The organism is Methanobrevibacter cuticularis (assembly GCF_001639285.1).
Classification (GTDB): domain Archaea; phylum Methanobacteriota; class Methanobacteria; order Methanobacteriales; family Methanobacteriaceae; genus Methanobaculum; species Methanobaculum cuticulare.
The window spans coordinates 1-914 of record NZ_LWMW01000042.1; the positions used below are offsets into that span (position 1 = coordinate 1).

Consider the following 914-nt stretch of genomic DNA (forward strand, 5'->3'; position numbering starts at 1 on the left):
ACACTATAATTAGCACTAAGATCACTCATATTAGTAATACCGAGCACATAATAATTATTCACAACTATATTACTCATAGTTGGTATGCCGTTGTAGCCATAGTAGTTATAATCAGCATTCACATTATTATTCACATTAGTAGAAGTAATAGGAGTAGTCTGATTAAAGAATGCATTATAATTCACCCTAACACCAGGATAATTAACACGAATAACACCATTATTATTAGAATTACCTACAAAAATATTACCAACAATATCAGCATTAACAGTACCATTAGTACCATTAATGGTATAGATTGCTCCACCAGCATTAGTTGCGGTGTTGTTTTCAAAAGTGGAATTAAGAATATCAACACTAACAATACTATTAGCGTCACTAGTTACATGAATTCCTCCACCATTAGCTGCAGTGTTTTTTACAAAAGTGGAATTAGTAATATTAATATTATGATTAAATGCATATATTGCTCCACCACCATTACTTGCGTTGTTGTTGTTGAAAGTAGAGTTATTTATATTAATTTTTGCAATGCCTCCTGTATAAGCTACTCCTCCTCTCCATCCTACGTTACTACCTGTGAAAGTGGAATTACTTATATTAAAATATGACATATTATTACTACTAGTTAAATAAATTGTTCCTCCATTAGTAGTTGCTGTATTATTAATAAAGGTAGAACCTATTATATTTAAACTAACAACATTATTAGAAGAACTAAAAAACACGCCACCATTGCTTCCAGAATTATTAGTGAAATTAGAATTCATAATGTTTAAATTAACAACACTATTAGACCCCCATAAAGTGATTACTCCTCCAGAGGATGCTGCATTGTTATTATCGAAAATAGAATCTGTTATATTAACATTACTAGTACCAATATATGTATTTTCAATAAAAATTACACCAGC

1 pseudogene is annotated in these 914 nt (G+C 30.1%); it reads right to left on the reverse strand.

The window, feature by feature from the left end:
* A pseudogene (locus tag MBCUT_RS01150) lies at positions 1 to 914 on the reverse strand (hypothetical protein); the annotation flags it as partial.